This window comes from Synechococcus sp. CS-197 (genome assembly GCF_025128215.1).
GTDB lineage: Bacteria > Cyanobacteriota > Cyanobacteriia > PCC-6307 > Cyanobiaceae > Synechococcus_C.
The window spans coordinates 156946-179700 of the sequence record NZ_JAHLZC010000021.1 but is presented as its reverse complement, the minus strand read 5'-3'; the positions used below and the strand labels follow the sequence as shown (position 1 = coordinate 179700).

The 22755-nt window shown below is 59.7% G+C and carries 22 protein-coding genes and 1 tRNA gene; 14 read left to right on the top strand and 9 right to left on the bottom strand.

The window, feature by feature from the left end; genetic code table 11:
* The first annotated feature begins 17 nt into the window (after window positions 1–17).
* Both KQ296_RS11345 and KQ296_RS11340 read left to right on the top strand, forming a co-directional pair.
* Window positions 18–626 (top strand): hypothetical protein, encoded by a 609-nt coding sequence (locus KQ296_RS11345; RefSeq protein ID WP_011933045.1) that lies wholly within the window; start codon window positions 18–20, stop codon window positions 624–626.
* 38 nt (window positions 627–664) lie between these two features.
* On the top strand, window positions 665–2032 hold the full coding sequence (locus KQ296_RS11340) for an MFS transporter (protein WP_011933044.1): 1368 nt from the start codon (window positions 665–667) through the stop codon (window positions 2030–2032).
* Here KQ296_RS11340 and KQ296_RS11335 read toward each other — a convergent pair.
* Window positions 2029–3156 carry a GTP-binding protein gene (locus KQ296_RS11335; RefSeq protein WP_041428821.1) on the bottom strand — a complete coding sequence of 376 codons (1128 nt, stop codon included), beginning with the start codon at window positions 3154–3156 and terminating at the stop codon, window positions 2029–2031. The genes KQ296_RS11340 and KQ296_RS11335 overlap by 4 nt on opposite strands.
* Window positions 3156–3686 (bottom strand): pentapeptide repeat-containing protein, encoded by a 531-nt coding sequence (locus tag KQ296_RS11330; protein WP_011933042.1) that lies wholly within the window; start codon window positions 3684–3686, stop codon window positions 3156–3158. The genes KQ296_RS11335 and KQ296_RS11330 overlap by 1 nt, the downstream gene beginning before the upstream one ends.
* 85 nt (window positions 3687–3771) lie before the next feature.
* On the opposite strand from KQ296_RS11330, the gene KQ296_RS11325 reads away from it, so the two are divergent.
* Genes KQ296_RS11325 through ilvD form a run of 3 tightly spaced genes read left to right on the top strand, consistent with a single transcriptional unit; the run spans window position 3772 to window position 6434 of the window.
* The gene (locus KQ296_RS11325; RefSeq protein WP_011933041.1) at window positions 3772–4389 is read left to right on the top strand and encodes a uracil phosphoribosyltransferase; all 618 of its coding nucleotides are present in this window, start codon (window positions 3772–3774) and stop codon (window positions 4387–4389) included.
* 24 nt (window positions 4390–4413) lie between these two features.
* Window positions 4414–4710 (top strand): hypothetical protein, encoded by a 297-nt coding sequence (locus KQ296_RS11320; RefSeq protein WP_011933040.1) that lies wholly within the window; start codon window positions 4414–4416, stop codon window positions 4708–4710.
* A gap of 53 nt (window positions 4711–4763) precedes the next feature.
* Entirely contained in the window at window positions 4764–6434 is a 1671-nt protein-coding gene (gene ilvD, locus KQ296_RS11315; protein WP_011933039.1) for a dihydroxy-acid dehydratase, read from the top strand.
* Here ilvD and KQ296_RS11310 read toward each other — a convergent pair whose 3' ends face one another.
* Window positions 6435–8222: an FAD-dependent oxidoreductase gene (locus KQ296_RS11310; protein WP_011933038.1), complete on the bottom strand. Its 1788-nt coding sequence runs from the start codon at window positions 8220–8222 to the stop codon at window positions 6435–6437.
* Entirely contained in the window at window positions 8222–8866 is a 645-nt protein-coding gene (locus KQ296_RS11305; RefSeq protein WP_041428477.1) for a Mo-dependent nitrogenase C-terminal domain-containing protein, read from the bottom strand. The genes KQ296_RS11310 and KQ296_RS11305 overlap by 1 nt, the downstream gene beginning before the upstream one ends.
* A 74-nt stretch (window positions 8867–8940) precedes the next feature.
* Between KQ296_RS11305 and KQ296_RS11300 the strand changes: the two genes are divergently transcribed.
* Window positions 8941–10485 (top strand): methionine--tRNA ligase, encoded by a 1545-nt coding sequence (locus KQ296_RS11300; RefSeq protein WP_011933036.1) that lies wholly within the window; start codon window positions 8941–8943, stop codon window positions 10483–10485.
* Window positions 10485–11672, top strand: a complete 1188-nt coding sequence (lptC, locus tag KQ296_RS11295) for an LPS export ABC transporter periplasmic protein LptC (protein ID WP_011933035.1) — start codon at window positions 10485–10487, stop codon at window positions 11670–11672. The genes KQ296_RS11300 and lptC overlap by 1 nt, the downstream gene beginning before the upstream one ends.
* Here lptC and KQ296_RS11290 read toward each other — a convergent pair.
* Window positions 11602–12267 (bottom strand): cofactor assembly of complex C subunit B, encoded by a 666-nt coding sequence (locus KQ296_RS11290; RefSeq protein WP_041428820.1) that lies wholly within the window; start codon window positions 12265–12267, stop codon window positions 11602–11604. The genes lptC and KQ296_RS11290 overlap by 71 nt on opposite strands.
* 67 nt (window positions 12268–12334) lie before the next feature.
* On the opposite strand from KQ296_RS11290, the gene KQ296_RS11285 reads away from it, so the two are divergent.
* The 6 genes from KQ296_RS11285 (at window position 12335) to KQ296_RS11260 (ending at window position 16737) form a co-directional block, all read left to right on the top strand.
* A complete protein-coding gene (locus tag KQ296_RS11285) occupies window positions 12335–12742 on the top strand; it encodes a tellurite resistance TerB family protein (protein WP_041428819.1) in 408 nt (135 codons plus the stop codon).
* Window positions 12743–12772: 30 nt separating this feature from the next.
* A complete protein-coding gene (gene psb32 / locus KQ296_RS11280) occupies window positions 12773–13450 on the top strand; it encodes a photosystem II repair protein Psb32 (protein ID WP_011933032.1) in 678 nt (225 codons plus the stop codon).
* A 7-nt stretch (window positions 13451–13457) separates the two neighbouring features.
* Complete coding sequence (pxcA, locus tag KQ296_RS11275; protein ID WP_011933031.1) at window positions 13458–14606, top strand: proton extrusion protein PcxA; 1149 nt, start codon at window positions 13458–13460, stop codon at window positions 14604–14606.
* Window positions 14593–15147 carry a bifunctional adenosylcobinamide kinase/adenosylcobinamide-phosphate guanylyltransferase gene (locus KQ296_RS11270; protein ID WP_011933030.1) on the top strand — a complete coding sequence of 185 codons (555 nt, stop codon included), beginning with the start codon at window positions 14593–14595 and terminating at the stop codon, window positions 15145–15147. The genes pxcA and KQ296_RS11270 overlap by 14 nt, the downstream gene beginning before the upstream one ends.
* On the top strand, window positions 15144–15641 hold the full coding sequence (locus KQ296_RS11265; RefSeq protein WP_011933029.1) for a tRNA (cytidine(34)-2'-O)-methyltransferase: 498 nt from the start codon (window positions 15144–15146) through the stop codon (window positions 15639–15641). The genes KQ296_RS11270 and KQ296_RS11265 overlap by 4 nt, the downstream gene beginning before the upstream one ends.
* A 109-nt stretch (window positions 15642–15750) precedes the next feature.
* On the top strand, window positions 15751–16737 hold the full coding sequence (locus tag KQ296_RS11260) for a M23 family metallopeptidase (RefSeq protein WP_011933028.1): 987 nt from the start codon (window positions 15751–15753) through the stop codon (window positions 16735–16737).
* A 70-nt stretch (window positions 16738–16807) separates the two neighbouring features.
* On the opposite strand, the gene KQ296_RS11255 is transcribed toward KQ296_RS11260, so the two are convergent.
* Window positions 16808–16881: transfer RNA gene (locus KQ296_RS11255), tRNA-Met, on the bottom strand.
* Window positions 16882–16929: 48 nt separating this feature from the next.
* Window positions 16930–17220, bottom strand: coding sequence for a hypothetical protein (locus KQ296_RS11250; protein WP_011933027.1), 291 nt, complete (start codon window positions 17218–17220; stop codon window positions 16930–16932).
* Between the two features lie 153 nt (window positions 17221–17373).
* On the opposite strand from KQ296_RS11250, the gene KQ296_RS11245 reads away from it, so the two are divergent.
* A complete protein-coding gene (locus KQ296_RS11245; RefSeq protein ID WP_011933026.1) occupies window positions 17374–17976 on the top strand; it encodes a peroxiredoxin in 603 nt (200 codons plus the stop codon).
* Between the two features lie 47 nt (window positions 17977–18023).
* On the opposite strand, the gene KQ296_RS11240 is transcribed toward KQ296_RS11245, so the two are convergent.
* Both KQ296_RS11240 and ftsH read right to left on the bottom strand, forming a co-directional pair.
* Window positions 18024–20825 (bottom strand): UPF0182 family protein, encoded by a 2802-nt coding sequence (locus KQ296_RS11240; protein ID WP_050815881.1) that lies wholly within the window; start codon window positions 20823–20825, stop codon window positions 18024–18026.
* Window positions 20822–22684, bottom strand: a complete 1863-nt coding sequence (ftsH, locus tag KQ296_RS11235) for an ATP-dependent zinc metalloprotease FtsH (RefSeq protein WP_011933024.1) — start codon at window positions 22682–22684, stop codon at window positions 20822–20824. The genes KQ296_RS11240 and ftsH overlap by 4 nt, the downstream gene beginning before the upstream one ends.
* Between the last annotated feature and the right edge of the window lie 71 nt (window positions 22685–22755).

Here is a 22755-nt window from a genome sequence, read left to right as displayed (position 1 = left end):
GTTTTTCTGTCAGCGGGATGCAAATCGTCCGGGACCGCCGAACCCTCCGCCGTTGCCTTGCACGAACGGTGCTGGCCACAGCGTTGCTCGGACTGGGAGTGACGTCCGCAGCCCGGGCTGATCGTGAGGATGGAGAGCGTTCGTCCCTGATGGCCCTGCTCGAGCCCGTGCAACCGCAGGTGGAGCCGGTCCCCACCCTCGTCCTGGAGAGGACCGGGCGCCGCATCGCCTCAACCGGGGATCCAATCTGGGATCTGAGGCTCGAGATTCCAGGCGAGCCCACCCGTCGCTTCGACGCCGTCAGTGGACGGGCCAATCGTCAGAACGCGGACCGCGACCGCATGGGGAGCCGGGCTCCCCTACCGGCAGGCACCTACAGCGTCGGTCCGGTGGAACCCCTTGCCGACGGGGCCTATCCCGAACTGGGCCCTGTGTGGATCAGCATCGAACCCACGTTCACAACGGGGCGCAGAGTTCTGGGAATCCACCAAGACCCAAGTGCCGGCCGCCTGAATTCCCAGAGCGGCACCCTTGGCTGCATTGGCCTGGTGAACCGCAACGACATGCTCAATCTCTCTGCGCTGATCGAACGGTCTGGAACCGAGCGCCTTGTGGTGAAGAACTGATTCGTTCGCTAGAGAGCGAGGACAAGACTGAACCGGTCATGGGCGCTGCGCTGGATCTTCGCGATGTCCCAGCTCCGCTGAAACGCAGGGTGCTGCGTGCCTACGGCATCGGTGATGCCGGCACCGGCATGGCCTCAGCGGTCGTTGGCTTCTACCTTTTTGTTTTTTACACCGCAGTCGCTGGATTGCCCGCATGGCTGGCGGGAACGGTGCTGATGGTGGTGCGCGTATGGGATGTCTTGAGTGATCAGCTCATCGGCTGGCTCGGCGATCGCACAGGTGGACGCTGGGGCCCGCGTTTGCCCTGGATGATCTCCAGTGCGGTCCCCCTGGGGGTGTCCATGACCCTGATGTGGTGGGTGCCTCCATTCGCTGATCCCTGGCGGTTTCTCTGGTTTGTTGCGGTGGCAGCAATCTTTCAGAGCACCTACTCCGGCGTGAACCTGCCCTACTCAGCCCTGGCAACGGAGTTGACGGAGGATGAAAAGCTGCGCACACGCCTCAATGCCTACCGCTTCACAGGGTCTGTTCTGGCCAGCCTTCTCGGGCTTCTGCTCGGCGCTGCCCTGAGCCATCAAGGTGCACCTGGATATCTGCAGATCGGTCTGGCCACGGGCCTGATCCTGACGTTCGGCAGTGTGTCCAGTGCGCTTGGGTTGGCGCCTGCGGCGGCCCGTTGCAAGCGTCCTTCCCCGACGCATCAGGCCCTCATCCCTCAGCTGCGCAGCCTCAAGACCAACGGTCTGTTTGTGCGCGTGGTGGCGATGTACCTGCTGGGCTGGGGTGCTCTTCAGCTGATGCAGCCCGTGTCGATCATCTACCTCTCGGATGCACTGCATCTCCCCCATCGTTGGAGCACGTTCTTGCTCATCCCGTTTCAGATCAGCGCCCTGGCAGGACTCTGGATCTGGAATCGGGTGGCCGCGCAATGCAGCCGCCTGGTTGCGCTTCAGGTTGGTGGTTGTGGCTGGATCGTGTTTTGCATCCTTGCGCTGGTGCTGCCAGCGCTTCCGGTCAGCGGCAACGCCCTGGCCGCTGCCAACCGGGGCCAGCTTCTCGCCTTGCTGGTCACCCTGGTGCTGCTCGGTCTCTGCGCTGCCACGGCCTATCTGCTTCCTTGGGCTTTTCTTCCAGATGCCGTTGATGCAGAGCCAAATCATCCCGCCGGTCTGATCACAGCCTTCATGGTGCAGATCCAGAAGCTTGGCAGTGCCGCTTCGGTGTTCCTGCTGGGCCTCATGCTCAGCTGGAGTGGTTACGAAGCATCCCTGGGGGAAGCCCAGCCCGATCGAGCTCTGGTCATGATCCGAATGAGCATGGGGTTGATTCCCGCTGGTTTGGTCATGCTCTCTCTTTGGGTCATGCGCGACTGGAACAGGGTGCGGACGCGCCTTTTGCCGAGCTAGCGATTGGCCACAAGCCTGGTTTCAAGACGTTCTGCCGCGCCAGCTTCAAGGCCAATCACGACGAGCTCAAGACCGGCCCCTGAGGGAGGTGTCCAGGCCTGCTCCGGAGCGGCCTCAAACCAGCTGTCCAATCTGGGACCCACCATCTGGATCTGCAGAGGAAGGGTTTTGCCTGGAAGCCAGACACGGCCTTTGAGGCGGATGACGTGGTGGGTGCGGGCGAACTCCGGTAAGAGTTGCTCGAGCAAGCTGCGATCAAAAGAGCCTTCCAGACGGATCTGACCGCTGATCGCCTCCACGTGGCTGTGATCGTGATGGCCGTGGTCGTGATGGCTGTGATCGTGATGGCTGTGATCGTGATGGCTGTGATCGTGATGGCCGTGGTCGTGATCGTGGTCACCGGCATCATCAGGCTGGTGAGCGCGATGGGTGGACTCGGACGACTCAAGACCAAGCACCAGGGCTGGATCAACCTGCCCTTGGCTGATGGCCAGAGTGCCTGCCCCTGGACGCAAACGCGGCTGGATCCCCTCCAGCACGCTGTCCAGCTGGGAAGGCTGCAGACAATCGGAACGGCTGATCAGCACCAGATCCGCTGCCTCAAGTTGGTCCTCGAACAGATCTTCGATGGCGGTGAGGTGATCGAGGCTCTGATCCTCCTGCCGCTGACGTTCCAGGGCCTCGGGATCGCCAACGGGACTGCCGCCACTGAGGGCTTCGCCATCCACCACCGTGACAACCCCATTCACGTGCACACGGCGACGGATGGCTGGCCACTCAAGAGCCTGGAGTAGGGGACGGGGAAGAGCCAGACCGCTCGTTTCAACGACAATGCCGTCGAGCTGATCGGAGCGTTGCAGAAGCGTTTCCATCGTGGGCAGGAAATCGTCCTGAACGGTGCAACACAAACAGCCGTTATTCAGTTCCACAAGGCGACCTTCCACCTCCTCCTCTGGACAGAAACCGCAACTGCGAATCAGATCGCCATCCAAGCCAACCGTTCCGAACTCATTGACCATCACGGCAAGTCGTTGACCGCTCTGGGTAAGCAAATGTCGGAGAACAGTGGTTTTACCGGCGCCGAGAAAGCCGGTGATCACCGTCACGGGAAGTCGTTTAGCCATCAACGGCATCCGAGTGATTCTTTTGTGCTCACACCACTGAGACTATTCACCCCACTGGCGCGTCCACAGAGCGCTTTGAGCTGGGGAAGGTCGATCACGGCGTTTGTGAAATCGGTCCCTTCGATCTGTGCATCGTTAAATCGGCTCTGCATCAGCATCGCGTTGGTGAAGTTCGCATCGCGAAGGTCGGCTCCATCGAAACGGCTGGAGAACGCCACCACATCTTCCAGGTCGGCTCCGCGTAAATCAGCACCCTGGAGTTGCGATGTGTTGATCACAGCCCCGCGCAGATCGGCATCCCCCAGATCAACCTCGCGCAGGTCGGCCTTGAGAAATTCCTTTTCCTTGAGATCCCGTCCGTGCATGTTGGAGGAGATGTCCTGCACAGCACGCTGACCGCGCAACTCCGGTGCGGTGATTGCCTCTGCGGAAAGTCCACCGATGAGAACGGATGAGAGCACCAACAAGCCGGCGAGCAGGGCCGTGGTCAGTTGTCGCAGCGAGTGGCGAAGAAACGCAGGGACTGGCATGGGGGAGGACGCTCGGCGGGTGCCTGAAGCAACTGCCGTAATTTGAACGGTCACGTTATGGCAGAGATCTGCCCAGCCACGTGTCATGGCCAAGACTCTTCGAGTGGTGGTTCCGCCCCACCCCCTCATCGCCCACTGGTTGACAGTGTTGCGCCACGAGGGAACTCCAGCAGCTCTCTACCGCACAGCCATGGAGGAGCTCGGCCGATGGCTGAGTTATGAAGCGCTTCGCGATTGGTTGCCGCACCGCAGGGAGGTGGTGAAGACACCTTTGGCGAGCACGGAAGGAACGATGATTGAAACAAGCGTTCCCCTGCTGGCCATCCCACTGCTTCCAGGTGGCCTGCATCTCTGGGAAGGTGCGCGTCAGGTTCTGCCGAATGCTGACCTATGCCTCGATGGCGTGCCCTCCAGCATCGAAAGCAAGGCTGGCGTGATGGTGCTTCTCGATCAGATCGACGATGGTGAGGCTGTGGTCTCAATCCTGAGTCGGTTGCATCAGGAAGGGGTGGATGGGCGTCGCCTGCGCGTGATCACCACGGTTTGTGCAAGCCCGGGGTTGAAGCGCATCGGTGAGGCCTTCCCCGACATCACCCTTCACACCGCCTGCATCGATGCCGACCTCAATGAAGACAATCAGATTCTTCCTGGAATCGGTGACCCCTTGCTAAGGCTCGGGATCAGATCATCCCAAGACACCTAGTGTTCATTCAAGGATTCGAGGGCCATGGCGCGTCAGCAAGAGTCAACATCGGCAACCCTGGCGACACTCGTCAGCGGCGCTGTCCTCGGTGCAGCCGGCCTTGGCTGGTGGCTGATCTCCGAGGCGGACCGTCGCCGGCGTCTGCGCTACAAACGCTCGATGTTGTACGCCCCACGCATGCAGGACGGCAGTGAGGCGTTGGGCCCTGGAGAGCGCCAGCCTCTGGATGCCGACAGCCAGCTGGAGGCTCGCGTTGATCAGCTGAATGCCGCGATCGCCGATGTACGCAAGCAGCTGGAAGACCTTGGCTCGAAGGGGTGACCAGCGCGGCCGGTAGGTTGCTTTCAGTTTCACGCCGGATGACGGCCTGATCCATGCTCCGCTCCGATGCCGTTACCAAGGGGATTCAGCGCTCACCCAATCGGGCGATGCTGCGAGCCGTCGGTTTCGGCGATCAGGACTTCGGAAAACCAATCATTGGCATCGCCAACGGCTACAGCACGATCACGCCCTGCAACGTTGGGCTCGATGATCTCGCCAGGCGTGCCGAAGAGGCGGCCCGCCTAGCGGGAGGTATGCCTCAAACGTTCGGGACCATCACCGTCAGCGACGGGATCTCGATGGGAACAGAGGGAATGAAATATTCCCTGGTGAGCCGGGAAGTGATCGCCGACGCCATCGAAACAGCCTGCAATGGCCAGAGCATGGACGGCGTGTTGGCCGTGGGCGGCTGCGACAAGAACATGCCTGGAGCCATGCTCGCGATGGCGAGGATGAACATCCCGGCGATCTTCGTGTACGGCGGCACCATCAAGCCCGGAAAACTCGGCGGCTGCGACCTCACCGTGGTCAGTGCTTTTGAAGCGGTCGGTCAGATCACCAGCGGCAAGATCGACGAGGAGCAGCTCACGGCCATCGAGAAAAATGCCTGCCCCGGGGCTGGCAGCTGCGGCGGCATGTTCACCGCCAACACCATGAGCGCCGCCATCGAAACGATGGGACTCAGCCTTCCGCACAGCTCCACCATGGCTGCTGAAGATGAAGAGAAGGCCGAGAGCGCAGCCCGATCGGCGGAGGTGTTGGTGCAGGCCATCGAATCCGGCATCCGCCCCCTCGACCTGATGACCCGTGAGGCCTTCGAAAATGCCATCAGCGTGATCATGGCGGTGGGTGGTTCCACCAATTCCGTGCTGCATTTGCTCGCCATTGCCCGCACTGCTGGGGTGGAGCTCGCCATCGACGACTTTGAACGGATCCGCCAGCGCGTTCCAGTGATCTGCGACCTCAAACCCAGTGGCCGTTACGTCACGGTGGACCTCCACCGCGCCGGTGGAATTCCCCAGGTGATGAAACTGCTGCTGGATGCCGGACTCCTCCACGGTGATTGCCGCACCATCGAAGGCAAAACCCTGAAGGAGCTGCTTGCCGATGTGCCCTCCACTCCGCCCGCGGATCAGGATGTGATTCGGCCGCTCTCCAATCCCCTTTATGCCAAGGGCCACCTGGCCATCCTTAAGGGCAATCTGGCTTCCGAAGGAGCTGTCGCGAAGATCAGTGGTGTGAAGAATCCGGTGATCACCGGTCCAGCAAGGGTGTTTGAGAGCGAAGAAAGCTGTCTTGAAGCGATTCTCGACAATCAGATCAAGGCCGGTGATGTGGTGGTGGTGCGCAATGAAGGCCCGGTCGGCGGACCGGGCATGCGCGAGATGCTCAGTCCCACGTCCGCGATCGTGGGACAAGGGCTACTCGACAAGGTGGCGCTGATCACCGACGGACGCTTTTCAGGTGGCTCCTATGGCCTCGTGATTGGCCATGTAGCCCCCGAAGCGGCCGTGGGCGGAACCATCGGTTTGATCGAGGAAGGAGACAGCATCACCGTGGACGCCAATCAGCTGCTGCTGCAACTGAATGTGGAGGAGGCTGAGCTGGAGCGGAGGCGGAGTGCATGGTCGGCACCAGTGCCGAAGTACCGCACGGGGATCCTCGGCAAATATGCCCGGCTTGTGAGTTCCAGCAGCCAGGGTGCGGTCACCGACCAGCCCTGATCAGCCCCAGCCTGTCACCCTCAACCAGGGCCCCCAGGGGTTGAGGATTCCTCGCAGGGCCACGGCAGTCGGCTCCTTCACGGTGGTCATCCAGACCTGAACCGATGGCTCGAGGGTGATCACCGGCCAGGCATCCCCATCGGGCGTCTCAAGCCGAAATCCTCCGTCGCCGCAGGGATGAATCCATCCCCTCAACACAGCATCTCTGTGGCTGGGGGGTGCAGGGGCCGCGGCCTGCGTTGCATCAGTTTGCGCCGAAAACCCACGCAGTGCCTTGTGCTGGAGGTCGTTCCAGAACGGATCCCTCCAAGCCAAGGTCCAGTTCGGAACCACCGCTGCAGGTGCCCTTCGATCATTGATCAACAGCTCCTGGAGCTGGGGCACTGAACAGTGCGCCGGTGGCACGGCCTGGGCTACCGCCAGCGCGGCAGCGGCTCCCGCCGCCTGACCCACGTTCAACACCAACGGCTGCAGCCGCGTGGCGCCATTCGCCATGTGGCTTGTGCTGATCGCCTTGTCGGCCGCCATCAGATTGTCGATCTCCGCGCTCACCAGCGCGCCGTAGGGGATGCAGAACGGTGTGCCCGTCCAGCGCCCACCCCAGCGGCAGCTCTTTGGCGCCAGGGGCCAATCCGGCCCGGGATAGTGATGGTCGTTGGCGTAATTGCCCACCGCGATCGACTGCATCACGCCGGCGGAATCTCGCGGCAAAGCGGCGCACGAGGCACCATCGCCAACTGGCAACAGGTCTTGCTCGATCACCGTGGCGCGCCCCACCAAACGCCGCCCCTCTCGCCAATAGGGCATGGCCGCCAGCCAGGGAGCCGGACTGCCGGACTCAGCGGGGAAGGCGTGGCCAAGCTGCAGCCAGCCATCGCTGGCTTCCTTGAGGGCTTCAGCAAACCGCAGGCTGTGGGCCTGCATCTCTTCGTACAACGCCGCTTCTTGCTTGGGGTCAGCGCCAAAGGCCCGACTCAGCCCCCAGTGCCAATCGTTGCCATGCAAGGGCCAGTTGAGCATCACCAACCCACCGGGCAGGCGCCCATAGGTGAGGGTGCGCTCCAAGCCGAAGGCCTCACAGGCCCGCTCGAACGGAGCTGGCAGCTGGGGGAAAGCGCTGGATCCGATCGTGCGGGCTGGATCCGCCTCCAGATGGTCGCTTTGCAGTTGCCCCATCACCACCCAGGTGGGCGATTGCAGCGGATGCTCACTGAAAAAGGGTTCCGCTTCCAGCCGGGCGCGGCTTGGGGCACTGGGTTCATTCCATTGCTCCTGGGCTTCCCAGCCGAAGCGGAAGGGAACCTCTGCAAGGGGCAAGAGGTCGCCGCGGTCGCTGCCATCGATCACCACCTGGCAGCCAACCCGACGCGGCTCTCCGTCAACGTCAACGCGCACCGCCGTGATCAGCGCCCCCTCGCGCTCCACCGCCAGCAAGCGGCAACCGGAACGCCAGAGCAGCTTGGCTTCGGCCGCCACCCAATCCTGGAGGATCTGTTCTGCCGTGGTGGGGCGATAGCCGAAGCAGCTCACCCAGTTGTGATCGAGCCCCTCCGGCTCACGCCGCTCCAGCTCCCGCAGGAAGGCACCCCACAGGCCCGTCTGCCAGGGGCTGAGCTCGTTGCCATCCGGACAGCACACCCCGGCGGCGCTCACCATTCCCCCAAGCCAGCTGCCAGGGGTGAGCAGAAGGGTGGAGGCCCCCCCGCGTGCGGCCTGAATGGCAGCGGCCACGCCACCAGTGCCGCCCCCCCAAACGAGCACATCAACCGCATCGATGGACGTGGTCATCACGCGCTGCAGTCCCTGCGACTGATCCGCAACTGCTCGTCCTGCGGGAGGCGGCTCAGGCAGCGGAAGCGCAGACCCACGAGTTGGTCGTAGAGCGGATTCAATTGGCACATGGGCGGAATGTGCACGAGTTTGTGGCCAAACAGCACGATGTCCCTCTCAAAAGGACATTGCGCGGGGATCAGGCTGACGATGAAGCCGGCAACGGCTTGGTCGCTGGGGTCGAGCGCATCCAACCAATGCTTCAGAGGTTCAAGCGGATGAAGGTTCAGGGCGCTTGTTGGAGCATCACACGGCTGCAATCCCTTCAACGCTGACTGATCACAGCCGAGCAAGTCTGCCCAGTGATGGAGCAGAGCCAATTCCTTGTCACTGAGATGACCATCGGCCAACGACACCACAACAGCCGAGCGCAGAAACTGCTCGGCGAGGGTCGGATCTTCCGCAAAAGCCCCGGCCAGATCTCTGTCTTGAACAGGGGGCAAGCCCTCCCAGTCGAGTTCGGCGTTGGGCAGGGTGGCCGCCAGGTGATCGGCCAGCGTTCGGCGCTCTTCTTCGCTGAAATCGCCGTCAGCAAGAGCCAGTTGGTGCAGGGCCGACAACCACACACGCCGAAGCTCTGCGCGTTGGATTGAGGACGTCATCGATTCCAGGGGGGGAAAAGGGGGTCGTTAAGATCCAGCCCCAGAGCCAGGGGCTTCAGAGGAGAGCCGACGCGATGACCTACAGCCTCACAACGCCGCTCTACTACGTCAACGCCAAACCCCACCTCGGAAGCGTTTACACCACGCTCGCCTGTGATGCGCTCGCTCGTTTTCAGCGTCTGGAAGGCCAAGACGTTGTGTTCATCACCGGGGTTGATGAACACGGCCAGAAGATTCAACGCACGGCCGAAACGCAGAACATCAGCCCAATCGATCATTGCGATCGCATTTCGGCGTTGTATTCCGACCTCTGGACGCGTTGGCACATCAGCAACGATCGTTTCGTTCGCACCACAAGCCCTCGCCATCTTCCCCTGGTGCAGGCCTTTTTCCAGCGCTGCGAAGCTGCAGGACACATCCGCACCGGCCATCAGGAAGGTTGGTACTGCGTGGATTGTGAGGAATTCAAAGATGATCCTGCCGATGCCAAGGCTCCCGACTGCCCGATCCATCGCAAGCCGCTGGAATGGCGCGATGAGGAAAATCTGTTCTTCTGCCTCTCGCAATTTCAAGAGCGCATTGAAACCCTGATCGCAGACCCTCAGTTCATCGCTCCCGCCAGTCGCCGTCGTGAAATCGAAAATTTCGTCGCCGGAGGACTACGTGATTTCTCCATTTCCAGGGTGAATGTGTCCTGGGGCCTACCCGTCCCTGGACATCCTGGACACACCTTTTATGTGTGGTTTGACGCCCTGCTCGGTTACCTCACAGCGCTGCTGGATGACGGCGGAGCGGTGGACCTGGATCGCCTTGCTGACATCGGCTGGCCTGCCGATGTTCATGTGATCGGGAAAGACATCCTGCGCTTTCACGCTGTCTATTGGCCTGCCATGCTGATGTCGGCGGGATTGCCCGTTCCGAAACGTGTTTTCGGGCATGGCTTTCTCACCCGAGAGGGGCAGAAGATGGGAAAAGCTCTTGGCAATGTGCTGGATCCTGAAATCCTGCTCGAGCGCTGCGGCACCGATGCCGTGCGTTGGTATTTGCTGAGAGACATCCAATTTGGAGAAGACGGCGATTTCCAGCAGCAACGATTTATGGATCTCGTGAACAACGATCTCGCCAACACGATCGGCAATCTTCTGAATCGAACCGCCTCGATGTCGCGCAAATGGTTCGAGGCATCCCTCCCTCCCGTCTCGCCAGATGTGCGCTCTGAGCATCCGCTGAAACAACCCACCGAACAGACAATCGAGCGCGTGCGTCAGTCGATCCCGGCACTGGCGTTTCAAGACGCGGCCGAAGCCGTGTTGCAACTGGCGATCGAAGCCAACGGTTATCTCAATGAACAAGCGCCATGGAGCCTGATGAAACAACCAGGCCACGAAGAAAAAGTGGGGGATGATCTCTATGCCGTTCTGGAATGTTGCAGGGTGATTGGCCTGTTGCTTCAACCCCTGGTGCCAGGCCTCAGTTCCAGGATCCTGGCCCAGCTCGATCAGCGACCGAGCGACGATGGCTGGACCCAGGCACTGCGCTGGGGACAACTGGAACCAGGCGTCGGTCTGCCCAAACCGGAGCCAGTGATGCAGCGACTTGAGCTTGAGTCCCCCCTCTGATGGCTTTGCCCTCACGCCATGGCTGGCTTGCAAGCTGCCTGCTGGCAGGCCTCCCTCTTCTCGGCGGTTGCGCCGATGCCGAAGCTCCAGTCGCCCTCGAAGCACCCCCTTTCGTGTTCCGTTCACTGGAGCTTGAACAGAAATCCAGTGACGGCCAAAGAGACTGGACCCTCTCGAGCCCTGAAGCCCGTTACGAACTGAACAAACGCTTGGTTCGTGCCCGCAAACCCGTTGGCCTCCTGTTTCGGAATGGGAAGCCCTCCTTTCGGATTCAGTCCGATCTAGCCCAAGTGATCAACGATGGTGAAAAGATCCTGTTGGAGGGGAATGTCAAGCTCCAGCAACTCACCGGCGCGAAGCTGCTGATCCAGGGGGATCGATTGCGCTGGAGGCCTGAGCAAGGCGAGTTGACCATGGAGCAGCGGCCCCGTGCCACGGATCGGGAGTCGCGGATTTCGTCGCGAACAGCCGTTCTTCAACAAACCACCAATGAACTCACCCTGACGGGCACCGTTCAACTCGACCGTTGGTCTGGTGCTGACCGCACCATCCCGCCTGACAGCTCATTGCGCAGCGGCAAAGCGCAGTGGAATCTTGATTCAGGACAACTCAAAGCCAACGGGCCCGTTCTTGGTCAGCGCAGAGATCAGGAGGGAACCGTTCTCGAGCAACTCGAGGGCCAATCCCTGAATGGGAACACCCTGAAGGGTGAGATCACCGTTCTGTCTCCGGTGACTCTGCGCATCCCGCGTGAAAAAGGTGTGCTGCGGGCTCAAGCCACAACCTGGCTGTTCCGGAAGCAGGTGATTCGCAGCGCCGAACCCTTTGAAGCTGATCTCGACCGCACGCGCATCACGGGGGAGGGATTCAGGGCGGATCTCGGCGACACGACCGTCGACGTTGAGGGAGCCTGTGAGATTCGCCAGCCAGGGGAAGTGCTGAAAGCTGAACGTTGCCGCTGGAACTGGAGCAGTGAAGCCGTCTTGGCCGAAGGGCAGGTTCGCGTGCGCAGGGATGAGAACGATCAGGTGACCCGAGCCACACGGCTTGAGGGAACGGTTGGGAAGGAAGGACGCATTTCCTTCACTGCGCCCGGATCTCTGGTGGAATCAGAAATCAGGATCCCGGCTGAGGGCAGGGGTGGGACTCCTGGATCCCGCCGCCAACCGAATCCAGTGTCGTTCTGAGGCGTTCACACCACCCCGCCAACCAACGCTCATCCGATCGGGTGAAGCAGCGTTCGGACCATCCACCCAGCACCACCCAGCCCCTTTGCCCTAGGGGGTGCACCATCAGCGATGGCAAGCCCGGCAGCACAGGATCAAATTCTTCGCGCCCTGGATAAAGCGCTGTCTTCACTAACGAAATCAGCTCCTGACGCTCGCGCGCCCGCGCACAGATGGCACCGGGCACGAAGGCATCCGAAGTGATCAGACCCCGCCGAAGCAGCACGTGCCCATCCCACATCACCAACATCGAGGCGGCTGAAGTTGCGGTGAGGAACTGATGGCTTCCCCAGGCCAACTCCAATGCCAAGGCGCCATCCAGCGCGTCGTTGATCTGAAATCCCTGTTCACCACTGAGTTTCGCTGCTTCAGCAGCACGCGGTATGGCCCGGGTCCACAGAGCGGCAACCAACATCAAGCCAACGGAGGCCATTCCAGCCAGCACCTCGGCCCGCTGCAGGGCCGGGGGAAATTCTCCAGCCGTGAGGGCGTTCAGGAGCGACAGGCTCAGCACCAGCACCCCAGCGATCAGACAAAGACGAGCGGAGCCAGGCATGGTCTGCAACATGCTGCGGTCAGATCGTCGCACTCTTGCTCAAATGGGTGTGCACGGACCAGCCGAGATGACTGACGCTGAAGCCTTTGCCGCCATCGCCCTTGCCGCAGTGGCCTGCGACGGCACCCTCGGGCGTGATGAAGCCCACGCTCTGCGCCGCTCCCTCGAATACCGAACGCCTTACAAAGATCGGAATGAGCAGGAGATGGCGACCCTGTTCGATCGCCTCCTGGCCCAGCTGCGCAGCGACGGTGTTGAAAAACTGGTCGACGACGCCCTGCCTGTTCTGACACCCGTCCAGCAAGAGACAGCACTGGCAGTGGCTGTTCAGCTCACCCATGCCGACCGGGACGTGACCCCTGAAGAAAAAAGCTTTCTGAACAACCTGACTGGACGCCTGAATCTTCCTGAGGGACGCGCTGTGATGGTGCTGGAAGCGATCATGGCCCTTAACCGAGACAGCCTTGCCGCTTAAAGGCAGACTGTTGCGACGCTGAGCATGACCATGAATCGCCTGACCCAGCTCACCGGCGGGATTTTTGCCGCCATTCTCTGCGTGCTCTTCTGCACGCCGATCGCACTTGCCGTCTCTCCCCAAGACTTCCCACCCCAGCCCCCCGACGAGCTGGTTCTCGATTCAGCTGAGGTGTTGAGTCGTTCTGGTCGCAACGAAATCAGCAGCCGACTTGGGGAGCTGGATCGCTTTCACGTTGATGCTCGACTCGTAACGCTGCGACGTCTTGATTACGGCCTGAGCCTGCCAGCGTTTGGTGAGGAATTGCTCGGTCGTTGGAGTTCGAGCACAGCCGATTCCAACAAACCCCTTCTGCTGTTCCTGGAGGAAAGCCAGAGCAAACAGGCCACGGTTGTTGCCTCACCGGCCCTCTTAGAGCAACTACCGGAGAGCCTGTTGCGGAGCACAGGGCGAACCACCATGAGCCAACCCTTGCGGGATGGCGATCGCTTCCGCCAAGCCACGCTCGACGGCATCACGCGACTTGAGGTCGTGCTCGACGGTGGCGAAGATCCAGGTCCTCCCGTTCAGGTGGAGAGGGTTGCGCTTCCCACCAATGTGCCAACTGCTGAACAAACCGAGGAAAGCAATGCCTTCACTTGGGTTGTCGTTCTGCTCGTGGTCGGCACGATAGTTCCGATGGCCACCTGGTGGATTTTCTCCCGGTAACAGCACGATGGCAGGACGCAACTGGCTCGACACCTTCGGAAGGGCCAAGTCCCTCGATGTGAACGCCGATCTCGATCGCGGCTATGAAGCCGCTCTGTTGATTCAAAGCCTGGAGCTTGAATATTACGGAGACCGGCCGATCCGCCCCGATCTGGAACTGTCTGTTCCCAGCTCAGTGCAAGCAACGGTTCTGAGGAAATTCCGAGCAGCCATCAGCGTCTGCCGGGCCTCTCTAGACAAGCTCGAATATCAGCGGGGAGAGCTTGATCCCCAGGAGTTGCGTCAGCTTCAGCTGATCGAGAGCGTTGTCAACCGCTACAGCCCGCGGCGAACAGCCTCAGCTCCCACCATCAGCCGATCTCCTGATCCGCTCCCACGCTCTCTGCTCGGCATTTTCGACACGCTGCGGCGGCAGCTGAATCCCACCGCAGAAGCAACGCTGGTGGCTGGATTCCGGCGACGTCGCGATTCCACTTTGATTTCACTGAAGGTGCTGCTGCTGCTCATCCTTGTGCCCCTTTTGGTGCAACAAGTGAGCCGCACTTACATCATTAGCCCAGCTGTGGATCGCTACGCACCGGACTTGCCTTTTCTGAGTTACCCCAAACCGCAACTTGAGGAACAGGCTGTCGAGAAGCTGCGGGTGTATAAGGCCGAGATCGAATTTGATGCACTTTTGCGCGGCGACTCGATACCCACACAGGAAGAATTGCAGAAAAAACTGTCTGCAAAAGCGGAGGAGTTAAAGCAGGAGGCCGATTCAGAAAGCACCCATGCCGTTAAGAATGTGATCGCTGATCTTGCAGCCACAGTTGCGTTTGTAGTGGTCTGTGTCTTCAGTCGGGAAGAATTACGCGTACTGAGAGGATTTTTCGACGAAGCTGTGTATGGACTCAGTGACTCAGCCAAGGCATTTGCCATCATTCTCTTCACAGACATTTTTGTTGGCTTCCATAGCCCGGAAGGTTGGACGGTTCTTCTCGATGGGATCGCGAATCATTTCGGATTCCCCGCGCGCGAGAATTTCATCCTTCTGTTTATTGCCACCTTCCCGGTGATTCTGGCGACGATCTTCAAATATTGGATTTTCCGCTACCTCAACCGTGTCAGCCCCTCCTCGGTGGCGACGCTTCGCGGCATGAATGGTGGCGGCTGATCATCCCGAAGGTCTTGTTCTTGTCTCCGGGCCTAGCCGTGGCGGCAAAAGCAGGTGGGCCGAGCATCTGGTGTCCGTTTGTTCTGAAGTGACTTACATCGCCACTTCGCCTTCCTTGCCGGGGGATGCTGCATGGCAGGAGCGACTGCGCCTGCATCGAGACCGTCGGCCAGCGAACTGGAGTCTTCTCGAATGCGAGGGACAGCTCACGGCGGCGCTGCAAAAAGCGCCGCAGACTCATGGGCTGCTAATTGATGCACTCGGAGGCTTTACGGCCGCCCATCTCCAGACCGATGCACAGGAGTGGGATGCACTTCAGATCGAGCTGCTCACCTCTCTAAAACAGCGCCAAGAGCCCGTCGTGATCGTGATTGAAGAAACAGGCTGGGGGGTGGTGCCCTCCACCGCCATTGGCGGGCTCTTCCGCGATCGCCAGGGGGCCTTGGCTCAACGATTGGCCAGTCATGCCAATCGGAGCTGGCTCGTCGTTCAGGGCAGAGCTCTCGATCTTCACGCTTTAGGACAGGCCGTTCCGCTGTGACCCATCTCAAGCCATCCCCGCTTCGCGTCGCCTTATTCGAACCACGCATTCCTCCGAACACAGGCAACATCGCGCGAACCTGTGCAGCGTTCGACTTGCCGTTGTCGTTGATCGAACCCCTCGGCTTCTCGATCGATGACCGGCAGCTCAAGCGAGCCGGACTGGATTATTGGCCCCATGTGAACCTTTCGGTTCACACCAATTTCCAAGCATTTAAAAACAGTCTCGCCAAACCGTTCCGTGTGATCGGCTGCAGCCGAAGGGACGGCGTTGCGCTGCAGGGTTTCTGCTTCGAACCTGGCGATGTTCTTCTGTTCGGACGAGAGGACACAGGGCTGCCGCAGCCAGTGCGTGACCAGTGCGATCAGATCTTGACGATTCCAATGCCTTGCAGTGCTGACAGTGACGGCCAGGGCGGGGTCCGCAGTTTGAATCTGTCTGTCGCTTGCGCGATCGCCTGCTTTCAGGCAGGCCTGAAACTGCAGCTGTGGTGATCGATGATCTGCCACGAGCACCCTTGCAGAGCAGTGTTCAGCCCGCTACTTTCAGCCCGGTCCGGTGCTGTGGCGGCGGTCTGGGATCTGTTCTTCACTTGCGCGCTGAATGAAGCCTCTGCTCCTCGCCGTGACCGCTGTTGCATCCAGCAGCGCCTTGTTCGCGATGTCGCAGGCGTCGGGTTTCGCAGATTCCGACCACATCAGCTCCAAGCAACTTCTCTCGGCTCTGACGTCAGAGCCCACCAAGATCTGGGTCCGGTTGATTGAACGCAGCGACCTGCAAACGTTGGCGCGTGATCTCGACCTGAGCGAGAGTCAGCTCGAAGAACTCAATGAGTTCAAAGCCGAAGCTGTTCTTGAAACAGGAACCTGGGTGGTTCTTCCTGAAACAAGCGTTGAATCCATCAGTGCATCGACCGCCCTTGATGGAACAGAAATCAGAGACACTCCTCCTCTGAAAACGCCTCCCGCTCCGGTGGACGTCGTTGAAATCAAGCCCGAGCAATCCCTGATGTCCCTCGTGAGGGATCACGGAATCACACTGACGCAATTGGAATCGTTTAACCCTGGGGTCGAGCTCTCCAAACTTGTGGTGGGCAGCAAGGTCCGGGTTGCCAAAGCCAGTGTTCTGGCGGTGAGGCCCCTGCGATCCGGTGGGGCAAGCTGGCCCGAACTTCCCGCTCTTCCCGGCAGTCAACAGTTCGATGCCTCGCAAACTTATATCTGGCCCACCAAAGGGGTCTTTACCTCTGGATATGGATGGCGCTGGGGAAGGATGCACAAAGGGATTGATATTGCCAACAATGTTGGGACGCCGATTGTGGCTGCCAAGGATGGCGTGATTGCTTACTCCGGCTGGAGCAGCGGCTATGGCTACCTCGTTGAAATCTCCCATGGCGATGGATCGTCAACTCGCTACGCCCACAGCAGCCGACTGTTCGTGAAAAAAGGCCAACTGGTTCCTCAAGGTGCCCGCATCGCTTTGATGGGAAGCACGGGTCGCAGTACTGGACCCCACCTTCATTTTGAAATCCGCAAAGCTGGAGGAGCTGCCATGGATCCGATGACCATGCTTCCCTCCCGCAGAGGCTGAACAATCAGGCTAATCACAGCAAAAATCCTCGCAATTGATCGATTGCGAGGACCAAATTAAGTGTTGAAAATGTCAGAGGAGAGACTTGAACTCTCGACCTCAGGGTTATGAATCCTGTGCTCTAACCAGCTGAGCTACTCTGACGAAAGGCCCTTTTGGCCAGAAGCCATCATACATCTTGAGGGGACAACCTCAGCGCATATCAATGGCGTTCAGCCTCTCTCGGAACGATTTCGGAGACGACGCGACAACGGCATCAGAGAGAGACTCCATTCCTTCAGGGATGGCATTCGGCCTGCGCTGTTGACGAACAGGCTGCCCGCGATGAGGCCTGGCCTTGAGCAACAAAACGCGGGTCGAAGGATCGCGAACCAAAGGCTGACTGCTGAGCTCACTACGCACTTGATTCAGCAAACGGAAATGGCCAGTGCTGCTGAACTTGCGAAGCAATGCCTGATCCCAGGCCATGGATGATTGAATCATCGACTCATCTTAAAAGCCCACGACACCGTGCTTCGGTGCAGCGAGGCACGCCCTTGACGCACGCAGGCGTGATAAATTGTTGCGCGCAAATGGAAGTCGTAACGACTTCGAGCTAGGTCCTCACGCTTCCTTGCCATCCTTCGCCCGTTCATCATGACCGCCAACGGTTGTCTGCGCGTGGGCCAACAAGCCCCCGACTTCACCGCCACAGCAGTGGTTGACCAGGAATTCAAGGAGATCAGCCTGTCCCAGTACCGCGGCAAGTACGTGGTGCTGTTCTTTTACCCTCTCGACTTCACCTTCGTGTGCCCCACGGAGATCACGGCATTCAGCGATCGCTACGCCGATTTCTCCAGCAAGAACACCGAGGTTCTGGGCGTGTCCGTGGACAGCCAGTTCAGCCACCTCGCCTGGATTCAGACACCCCGCAACCAGGGTGGTCTCGGCGACATCAACTACCCGCTGGTCGCTGATCTCAAGAAAGAGATCGCTAGCGCCTACAACGTGCTGGACGACGAGGAAGGTGTTGCGCTGCGCGGCCTGTTCATCATCGACCCCGAGGGTGTGATCATGCACGCCACGATCAACAACCTCCCCGTTGGCCGTAACGTTGACGAGACGCTCCGCGTTCTCCAGGCATTCCAGTACGTGCAGTCCCACCCCGATGAGGTCTGCCCCGCCAACTGGACTCCCGGCGAGAAGACCATGAAGCCTGATCCCGTGGGAAGCAAGGAGTTCTTCGCCGCTGTGAACTGACCTCCACGTCAGTGACAACTGGGGACCCACCCATGTGGGTCCTTTTTTTATGGCTGCGTTGCAGCAGATTGATTCAGAAGAGCCTTCAGCCCAGCCTCAAGATCATTGGCCATCTTCACGCGTCGCCCATCACTGACAACCACTCGAGTGAGCGTCGGCAATCCGCCAAGGCGCGCTTTGAGATAGATCGGCTCCACATAGAGCAGGGAATCGCCGACAGGCACCACAAGGAGATTTCCCTGAACAACCTGGGACCCGGCCCTGTCCCACAAACCGAATTGCTGACTGATTTCAGGGTCTTGATTGATTAAAGCCTGAACCTGCTCAGGACCAAAAATCGGAACATCGCTTGGGAATCGCAACAGGATCAATTCGCCGTAATGCTCCCCATCACTGCGGGCGGCTAGCCAAGCCGAAAGGTTCGGGCGAGCCAATGGTGTGAGTGGTTGTAGAAGTAGAAATTCGGAACGTTCGCTACCTTTCACCTGAGCCGTAATGTGATAAGGAGCGACAGGAATCTGTTGGCGCCCATAAAGCTCAAGGGGAACTTGCCAAACATCATCACCGCTATAGAACGTTCTCGGCTCAGTAACGTGATAACGCAGGAGTTGCTGCACCTGAAGCTCAAACTGATCCGGAGGAACCATCAAATGATCGCGGAGGTTTGACGGCATCCCATCCCATGATTCAAACAATGCCGGGAATAATCGGCTCCAGCCACGGATAATTGGATCATCTTTCTCACTCACATAGAAATGAACGTTTCCGTTGTAGGCATCCACAATGATCTTCACCGAGTTACGCAAATAGCGCAGGGGTCGTCCATCGGGAAGCGTGGCTGCATAGGGATAGGTTCGGGAGGTGGTGTAGCCATCAACAATCCAATACTGATGTTGGCCCTCTGCGTAACCAGGTGGCGGATCCTCCAAGGGCACAGAGACCAGGTACGGGTCACCCATAAAGGTGAGAAATGGAGCCAAAGCCTTGACCCTCTGTTTCACATCGCGCCTGAGAAGTAGTTTGGATTGCGGCGTCAAGGCACCGGTGTTCAGCAGCCTGGGATCAGCGAGGTAGATCGAGGAAGTGATGCGCTGCCAGAGTGAAGACAGAGGAATCCCCGCTGTGCCGGAGTAGTGGGTATAAGTATTTTTATCGCCTTCTGGATAATCAAACTCCTGAATTCGCGTTGGTGCCACTGCATAGGGCGAAGGCAGCAAGCCGAAATACAGGGCAGCACGGCCAATGGGAACTTCACGTTTGACGTCATCTTGCGTAATACCAAGGGCTGGGTTTCCTTGGATCCTGGTTGAACGTCCTAGATCTTTAATGAAATAGACAGGTAGACCATCGGGCGCACTGGTATTAACCGGATTGAGGGTAAAACCGAATCCGTGCGTGAACACAAAGTGTCGGTTTTGCCAGGTTCTTGATCGTTTGGGAAGGGCTGTTTGATCCAGCTCCCGCGCCGCCAGGATCACTTGCTGCCGTTCCTTGCGATCAGGTCGCAATGGGTAGCGATCCACGGCTGCTTTGGCGAAGCGGTAATAAACCCTGAGCTGTTGAAGCTGTCGATTCGACGCCAGCAGCGGTTGACTGTCCCAAAGACGAATGTTCCTCAACGTGCTTTCTCCTTGAACCAAATCATCCGCTTCCAGCTGCTTGGAAGGGTTGATCGGTCGTGTCGTCATGCCGGTGAGTTGATACGCATCCCGGGTTGCACTGATCGCACGCCCGAGGAACGGCTCCTCCAGTTGAAATTCTCTGGGACGAACCACCATCCACTGCAACAGGGGTGTGAGCAGAAGTTCAGTGAGAAGAAACAGGATTGCCAAGGTGACCAACCAACGCCTCAACCCCTGTCGGCGACGCGAGGGCACCCCAGGCCATGGAAAGACGGTGGTCGCTAAGAGAACGAGAAGAACGCTGCCCCCATCCCTGAGTGGCAAAACCAGATGCACGTCCAGCCAGCCAGCACCCGCCACAACACCGTTCTGAGTCCAGAGCAGCTGATGCCTGGACAACCAGAGCAGGGCGCCCAGCACCAGAAACAACAGTGAAAGCAAAGGACGCAGCAATCGGCGTTCCTGGCTTGTCCAACCAGGAAAACCCCAGTCACTCAGACATGGACTGCGGGTGAGTCGGCTCCAGATCGCAGTGCTCAAAACGAGGAGCAGCTGCAGAAGCAGCAATTCCAGAGCCAGGGCAATCGCCGAAAAACGACCAAGACCGAAGCTCACATCAGCTCCGAGAAGCGGCTCAACACGGTTGGAGTCTGGAATCGTCAGCGCCAAAGCCCAGAGTCCCCAGGCCCGCGCTGTGATCAAACAAAAACAGGCACTTCCATAGAGATGGGCCAATCCCAGGCGATGACTGCGTGTGAGACCGAACGTGATCGTGAGGATCAGCAGAATCGAGAACGCAAACAGTGGCCAGCTGCTCTGGAAGGGAACACTCCACCAGTGCGCCAGGAGGAAGGGCTGGGAGAAGGCCAACCAGGCCAGGCGGGTGTCAACCACCAGCACGCTCAGCAGCACCACCAGCGTGCTGGCCAAGCACAGGGCATAGGTTCTCCCCCTCAGGGCGGGGAGTTCACCTTTGGGGGTCGGCTCGTAGGCCGCCATCCATCGCCGTCGCCAAAGGATCGTGACAACTGCGAGACCCAGGGCGACAGCGCCACCGGCTGCTTGCAGACCGAGACGTGTGAGGTAAACCTCCTCAAGGTTGAACTGCTGGAACCAGGCCACCTCGACGTGAAGGCGTGCCAACACCACCAACGCAGGAAGCAGAAGCAACAGCCAACGGGCCGAGGTTCGATGGCGAATAGGGAAGGCTCGCTTGGACAGGCTCAAGTCCAGGCCGGCAGTTGCCCCAGGCTAGGTCTCCGATCCGGAGGATCAATCCCAAGCAGGGAATAAAACCGATCCGACTGAAGCGTTTCTTCCTCGATCAGGGCGTCAACCAAACGATCCATCTGTTCACGCCTGGACTCAAGCAGTTGAATCGCTTGCTGAAGAGCATCCGATGCCAGGACACGAACGCGGAGGTCGATCTCGCGTCCGGTGCGTTCCCCATAAGACGGCCGGGTATGGATCAAATCGCGGCCCAGAAACACCTCCTGGTCCTGTCCCTCCAGGGCCACAGGACCAAGATCTGAAAATCCGAATCGCGTCACCATCTCCCGGGCCAGTTGCGCCACCATCTGCAGATCTCCGCTGGCGCCTTGAGTGACCTCGGACGCGCCGAACACCACAACTTCCGCGGCACGGCCTCCAAGAGCCATCACCAGACGGGCCTGGAGGTAAGCGCGGGTCACCAGGCCTGAGTCGAGCACCTCCTCATCGGGGAAAAAGCGCGTGAATCCCCCGACACCACCACTGCGGGGAAGGAGGGTGACTTTGTCGACGGGATCGGCATGGGGAGTCAAGGCGGCAACCAAGGCATGACCGATCTCGTGGTATGCGATCAATCGCTTTTTGGCCCCATCCTGAAGCGGGGCAGCCGTCAAGCCCATGGTGATGCGTTCGAGAGCCATTTCCAGCTCGCGATTGCCCAGAGTTGTGGACTGATGCCGGGCCGTGAGGATGGCCGCTTCGTTGAGGAGATTGGCCAGATCAGCTCCGGAGAAACCAGGCGTCCGCCTGGCCCAGTCCGCCAGGGAAACCTCTTCAGCCAGGGGGCGGGTGCGGGCATGCACCGACAAAATCGCCTCACGCCCTTTGCGATCTGGCAAGCCAACGGCAATTCGGCGATCGAAGCGCCCTGGACGCATTAAGGCTGTATCGAGGACGTCGGCGCGGTTGGTGGCCGCCAGAAGAATGACGCCGGAGTTATCAGCGAACCCATCCATCTCGGTAAGCAGCTGATTGAGCGTCTGCTCCCGCTCGTCATTGCCTCCGCCAATCCCTGCTCCCCTCTGCCTGCCAACGGCATCGATCTCGTCGATGAACACAATGCAGGGCGACTTCTCTTTGGCTTTGCGGAACAGGTCGCGCACACGGCTGGCTCCCACACCCACGAACAACTCCACGAATTCGGAGGCTGCAAGCGAGAAAAACGGAACACCAGCTTCGCCAGCGATGGCTTTCGCCAAGAGGGTTTTTCCGGTGCCCGGAGGGCCAACCAGCAGCACCCCCCGCGGGATGCGCGCCCCCAATTTGATGAATGTCTCCGGCTGCTTGAGAAAGGTCACGACCTCCTGGAGCTCGTCCTTGGCTTCGGCAATCCCAGCCACATCGTCGAAACGCACCGTCACCTCGCTCTGCGGGCTGGTGCGCGCCTGACTCCGTCCGAAGCCCATCGCCTTGTTGGCCACCTGCGCCGATCGCCTCAACAACAGCGACAAGCCGACGACGATCAGCACGATCAGGGCCAGGTTTCCGGCCAGACCAGCCAACGCCTGTTCCTGGCGAACATCCTTGACACGCAAGGGAGTTCCTGAAGACTCAGCGGTTCGCAGAATCTGTTGATCGTTCGCGAGGATCGCCACCGTGGCGGTGCGTCCATCGGGGTAGGTGACGATCACCTCCCGACGGGCCGGCACCAACTCCAGCTCCTTCACCTTCCCCGAGGTGATCTGCTTCAGCAAAACGCTGTAACTCGGGGGAGGCTCAGCACGGAAGCGGGAGAATGGATTGCTCGGTCGATTGGCACCCTCTGCTTTGGGGGCATCAAGGCCCGGCTGTGACTGACTCTTTTGCTCTGAGCTCACACCGCTGTTGCGTTGAGTCAAGACTAGCGATTTGACGGAGGGGCTCTCGAAAGTGGATCATGGCTCTTTGG

Bases quoted from the DNA above. Each gene is read 5' to 3' on its own strand.
- KQ296_RS11345 (WP_011933045.1), top strand. From the start codon at position 18: ATGCAAATCGTCCGGGACCGCCGAACCCTCCGCCGTTGCCTTGCACGA.
- KQ296_RS11340 (WP_011933044.1), top strand. From the start codon at position 665: ATGGGCGCTGCGCTGGATCTTCGCGATGTCCCAGCTCCGCTGAAACGC.
- KQ296_RS11335 (WP_041428821.1), bottom strand. From the start codon at position 3,156: ATGGCTAAACGACTTCCCGTGACGGTGATCACCGGCTTTCTCGGCGCC.
- KQ296_RS11330 (WP_011933042.1), bottom strand. From the start codon at position 3,686: ATGCCAGTCCCTGCGTTTCTTCGCCACTCGCTGCGACAACTGACCACG.
- KQ296_RS11325 (WP_011933041.1), top strand. From the start codon at position 3,772: ATGGCCAAGACTCTTCGAGTGGTGGTTCCGCCCCACCCCCTCATCGCC.
- KQ296_RS11320 (WP_011933040.1), top strand. From the start codon at position 4,414: ATGGCGCGTCAGCAAGAGTCAACATCGGCAACCCTGGCGACACTCGTC.
- ilvD (WP_011933039.1), top strand. From the start codon at position 4,764: ATGCTCCGCTCCGATGCCGTTACCAAGGGGATTCAGCGCTCACCCAAT.
- KQ296_RS11310 (WP_011933038.1), bottom strand. From the start codon at position 8,222: ATGACCACGTCCATCGATGCGGTTGATGTGCTCGTTTGGGGGGGCGGC.
- KQ296_RS11305 (WP_041428477.1), bottom strand. From the start codon at position 8,866: ATGACGTCCTCAATCCAACGCGCAGAGCTTCGGCGTGTGTGGTTGTCG.
- KQ296_RS11300 (WP_011933036.1), top strand. From the start codon at position 8,941: ATGACCTACAGCCTCACAACGCCGCTCTACTACGTCAACGCCAAACCC.
- lptC (WP_011933035.1), top strand. From the start codon at position 10,485: ATGGCTTTGCCCTCACGCCATGGCTGGCTTGCAAGCTGCCTGCTGGCA.
- KQ296_RS11290 (WP_041428820.1), bottom strand. From the start codon at position 12,267: ATGCCTGGCTCCGCTCGTCTTTGTCTGATCGCTGGGGTGCTGGTGCTG.
- KQ296_RS11285 (WP_041428819.1), top strand. From the start codon at position 12,335: ATGACTGACGCTGAAGCCTTTGCCGCCATCGCCCTTGCCGCAGTGGCC.
- psb32 (WP_011933032.1), top strand. From the start codon at position 12,773: ATGAATCGCCTGACCCAGCTCACCGGCGGGATTTTTGCCGCCATTCTC.
- pxcA (WP_011933031.1), top strand. From the start codon at position 13,458: ATGGCAGGACGCAACTGGCTCGACACCTTCGGAAGGGCCAAGTCCCTC.
- KQ296_RS11270 (WP_011933030.1), top strand. From the start codon at position 14,593: ATGGTGGCGGCTGATCATCCCGAAGGTCTTGTTCTTGTCTCCGGGCCT.
- KQ296_RS11260 (WP_011933028.1), top strand. From the start codon at position 15,751: ATGAAGCCTCTGCTCCTCGCCGTGACCGCTGTTGCATCCAGCAGCGCC.
- KQ296_RS11250 (WP_011933027.1), bottom strand. From the start codon at position 17,220: ATGATTCAATCATCCATGGCCTGGGATCAGGCATTGCTTCGCAAGTTC.
- KQ296_RS11245 (WP_011933026.1), top strand. From the start codon at position 17,374: ATGACCGCCAACGGTTGTCTGCGCGTGGGCCAACAAGCCCCCGACTTC.